We start from the raw sequence: 3,872 nt of genomic DNA, 5'->3' as shown, positions 1-3,872 counted from the left end.
CCATGCTCGTCATGCCGGCGGCCTGGCTGATCTTTGTGGGGCTTGCCCTGCCGGTCAGTTTCACCGGCAATTACCTGGACTTTATCACGCCGGGCATTCTCGTCATGACCATGCTCTCGTCCTCGCTCAATGGCGGGACGCTGTTGATGTTTGACAAGATCCTCGGCTTTTTGAACAAGTTCCTCGCCCTGCCCACACCCCGGGAGAGCATCCTGTTCGGGAAGATCCTCTTCATCACGATCCGGGGTGCGATCCAGGCAACGATCATCCTTGTGATCGCGGTTCTCATCGGCGCGACCATTCTCTCGCCGGCCCAGTACGGGATGATCTATCTTATCCTCTTCCTCTTTGGCTTTCTTATGTCCGCGTGTGCAACGACCATTGCACTCTATCTCGGGGATCATGACTCGTATGCAGCGTTCAACACGATGATCTCCATGCCTCTGTTCTTTACTTCGAGCGCCCTGATGCCCTACAGCGTGATGCCGGCCTGGTTACGGACAATTGCCCGGCTCAATCCCTTAAGTTATGCGATCGATGCGGTCCGTGCAGCGGGGACCGGGACCGTCCCACTCCTGCAGATCGGTCTTCTGGTCGCGATGGGCGGGGTCGTGATCGCGATCTGTATGCAGATGTTCCGGCGGGTGACGGTGTGATGACAGATACCGATCCAATTGCTGGAAAAATGAATAAAGGAATGAAGAAATCATGGATAAAACCATACAAATATTAGGAATAATTCTCCTCTGCTGCGCCGCAGCGGGAGCAACAGTATTGATGATGGGAACTGCCGGGACTGGCACTCACCCGGTTTCTGCTCCTGACGGGCAGCAGATGCCTGGGACAACAACATCTGCCCCGGCGACGAGTGCGTCTGGTCCACAGAATTCCGGTACCTGCACACAGGTTACCATTACTCAGACGGACGGGACTACTGTAAGCCTTCCCTGCCGGCCGGAACGGTTGATCGTGGCAAATAGTGATGCGGCAGAGCTGTTAATTGCGCTTGGTGCATCTGACAAAATTGTGGGTGTAGATGAGTCGACGCTGTCCGTCCCATACATCATGGACAAGATCCCGAATGCTACAAGCATCGGGAACTGGGAGACCCCAAATATCGAACAGATTCTCGCGCTCCATCCCGACGCGGTGATCACGTACTCCAGTTACAAACCCAAGAATATTGACCAGATTACCGCTGCGAACATCACGGTAATCTCGCTTGACTGCTACAAGCTGAGCACTCTCGCCTCCGATGCCCGGGCAATCGGGACGCTGACCGGAACATCGAACAGGGCGGAAGTTTATGCGCGAATGGTTGAGGATACCATCGATCAGGTTAATGATCGGGTACAGACCATCCCCTCAAATGAGATCCCGAGCGTATACTTTGAGGGATATTCCGATTACTCGGCAGAATCCAATGGATCCGGGTCCAATGAACTGCTGGTTGCAGCGGGCGGCAGGAATATTGCCGGGAATTCCTCGATCTCATATATGACGGTGAGCCCGGAATGGGTTGTTGCCCAGCAGCCGCAATACGTGATGAAGGTCGTTTCGTCTTCAGATGCCCGGACTCTCGAAAACGTCATTGCAACTCTCAAAGCTCGTCCCGGCTGGGATACTATTCCGGCTGTCCAGCAGAACAGGGTTTATGCATTTGACAGTGATATCGAGTACGGCCCCCGGGCCTATATCGGCCTCGTGTACACAGCGCAACTCCTGCACCCCGACAGATTCCGGGATATGAATCCGCGAGAGATGCTGGATGCGTACGCTGGCAGGTACATGAACGGGACAAATGTTTCAATGATGGTGTACCCATAACAGCACCTGCAAAAAATATCGCAGAAATCGAAACGGTACGGGAGGAAATAGTAGCAATTCACCGGAAGATGATAAACGGCCTTACTGTAATGGATCCCAGACAGAAGGTGATCAACCACCGGATCAGACCCCCGTATGCAGTGCAGATACGATAAGGGAAAATAAGCCCAAATTGGGCTCAGAACCCCTTTTTCTTATCCGGACCTATACCGGAAACACCTGTAAAAACACTCTTTCCAGTTCGCGTGGAAAAGACGCCTTATAATTGCTCCGTTTGTCAAAATACGGCTGATTTCGATGTCAGATATGGGCCTCTAACGGCCCTAGAATCGAGGTTAATTTTGACCCATGCATTTACCCATCCGGCACCCGAAAAGGCCAAAAAAACGCGAATATGAGGATCTTTTTTCCGGGGAGAGATTTAAAAATAAGGAAATAGTCCCGAAAATGAGGTTTCTACGGAATTCATTTAGAAATAATCTCTCATTTTTTTGACGAGTGCAAGCTGATGATTTGCTTCATCCTTCTTGTTTTTTTCAATTGCGGTTATAATTTCCTTGATCGGCACCGCCAATGAATAGGTTTTTTTCGGGCGGCCTTTCTTGTCAGAGGGAATCTCACGGGATGTAATCCAGCCGTGATCGTCCAGGTATTTTATCGCCGTACTCACTTCAGGCTGGCGAAGGTCTGTTCCTCGTTCGAGATCCCGAGATGTTGCTTCTGGTGTGTTTGCAAGGAATACCAGCAATTGTGCGACCGTTTTCCTGATGCCGATTTCGATGAGGAGATTCAAAAATTCTTCCTCTTTATCGGTGAATAACACTACATTTTGTTCTTTCATCTGGCATTCGTTTCCGGATTTCCATAACTGGCTTTTTATTAGAACATTAAATCCATTCTGGTAGATTTCAAGCCGGTCCGTGGAGCAGGTGCGAGTGCGCCGAAGGTGCACGAAGCGTGCGGAGCGGGGCGGCGATCTGCGGGTGATTATCTTCCGGACCGCCCACCCAGGAGTCCCGCCCACCATGCCGAGGGCGGGAACCATCGTGTCCGGTTGGCATGAAGACGCTCGGTCATGTTCACTCGTCCTCATTCCGTTCGCTTGCGCTCACTGCATTCCGGCTCGCTTCACATCACCTCGCTGTTTTCCGGAGTTTTCTGTTGGAAGGATGACGCCCCTGGCTTGTCGCGTTGCTCCGGCGCCAGCGGCTGCTCGGCTCGCTCCTCGCATACCGCTTCGCGGAATGCTCGTCGCTGTTGATCGGGCACATGCGTAACGCTCAGTGACTCACTCGCACGACGCATCAGGGGCTCGGACTCACCGCTGATGCGGCTCGTTACCTTCGCACCCTGAAGCGGCGCTCCCTCGGGCCGCTGGGCCACTACCCACCGCCCGCTGCGCTCCTCCCGCCCAGGGGCGGGCAGTCAGGCAGGATGACCCCTGCCTTCGGCAGGATTACCGGGTCCGGGCGGGAGGACAAAGCGACGGTTACCGGACGCATCAGCGGGCGGTCGCACGCTTTGTCGGGTGGGTCCAACCGAAGCGATCGCGTACCAACAGGAAACCGAAGGGGCGGGTAATGGTCACACGGCGCGGTTACGGGACGCGATCACGCGGCCTGTCGCGCTGTGTGCCTGGGCGGGCCTTCCGTTAAACAAAAATTCTACGCAAAAGACTTAATTCTCAAATCGGAAAACGCACCGCCTTTACTTTCACCCTGCGCACGGCGGAGGCTTATATGCTCTCACGTCGATGTATGTATGGTGAAAAACACCATGACGCCAAAAACAAAAACCGATGTGACCTTTGAGCACATAGGGGCCGCGCGCCTCTACAACGGCTCGGTCCGTATCGATGTAAAGACCATGCAGGCAGTTATCCCTGCCGGCGAGATTCGCAAGCTCCAAGATCACTGGCCCGCGCCAGTCTATGATATATCCGACGTTATGAAAAACGCGGACGCGGCCCCGGTCGGGAAGGCATGGATCACCCGGTCCGGTAAAGCCGTGATGATCTCGATCAACAATGTGCGGTATGTCTCCCC

General features: G+C 53.8%; 4 protein-coding genes. 3 read left to right on the top strand and 1 reads right to left on the bottom strand.

Annotated features, from left to right (window positions below):
- Window positions 1–656, top strand: a 656-nt coding sequence (locus ACLQMU_RS06400; protein WP_443673619.1) for an ABC transporter permease, incomplete at its 5' end; no start/stop codon positions are given.
- Between the two features lie 121 nt (window positions 657–777).
- Complete coding sequence (locus tag ACLQMU_RS06395; protein ID WP_443673618.1) at window positions 778–1,827, top strand: ABC transporter substrate-binding protein; 1,050 nt, start codon at window positions 778–780, stop codon at window positions 1,825–1,827.
- A gap of 469 nt (window positions 1,828–2,296) precedes the next feature.
- On the opposite strand, the gene ACLQMU_RS06390 is transcribed toward ACLQMU_RS06395, so the two are convergent.
- Window positions 2,297–2,668, bottom strand: a complete 372-nt coding sequence (locus ACLQMU_RS06390; RefSeq protein WP_443673617.1) for a MarR family transcriptional regulator — start codon at window positions 2,666–2,668, stop codon at window positions 2,297–2,299.
- Between the two features lie 920 nt (window positions 2,669–3,588).
- On the opposite strand from ACLQMU_RS06390, the gene ACLQMU_RS06385 reads away from it, so the two are divergent.
- The coding region (locus tag ACLQMU_RS06385) for a hypothetical protein (RefSeq protein WP_443673616.1) at window positions 3,589–3,872 on the top strand (284 nt) is incomplete at its 3' end.

Source organism: Methanoregula sp. (assembly GCF_052325125.1).
Lineage (GTDB): Archaea > Halobacteriota > Methanomicrobia > Methanomicrobiales > Methanospirillaceae > Methanoregula.
The sequence above is the reverse complement of the archived record's forward strand: the minus strand, read 5'-3'. Positions and strand labels throughout refer to the sequence as shown.

Excerpts from the sequence above, each read along its gene's own strand:
- ACLQMU_RS06395 (WP_443673618.1), top strand. The coding sequence starts at position 778 with ATGATGGGAACTGCCGGGACTGGCACTCACCCGGTTTCTGCTCCTGAC.
- ACLQMU_RS06390 (WP_443673617.1), bottom strand. The coding sequence starts at position 2,668 with ATGAAAGAACAAAATGTAGTGTTATTCACCGATAAAGAGGAAGAATTT.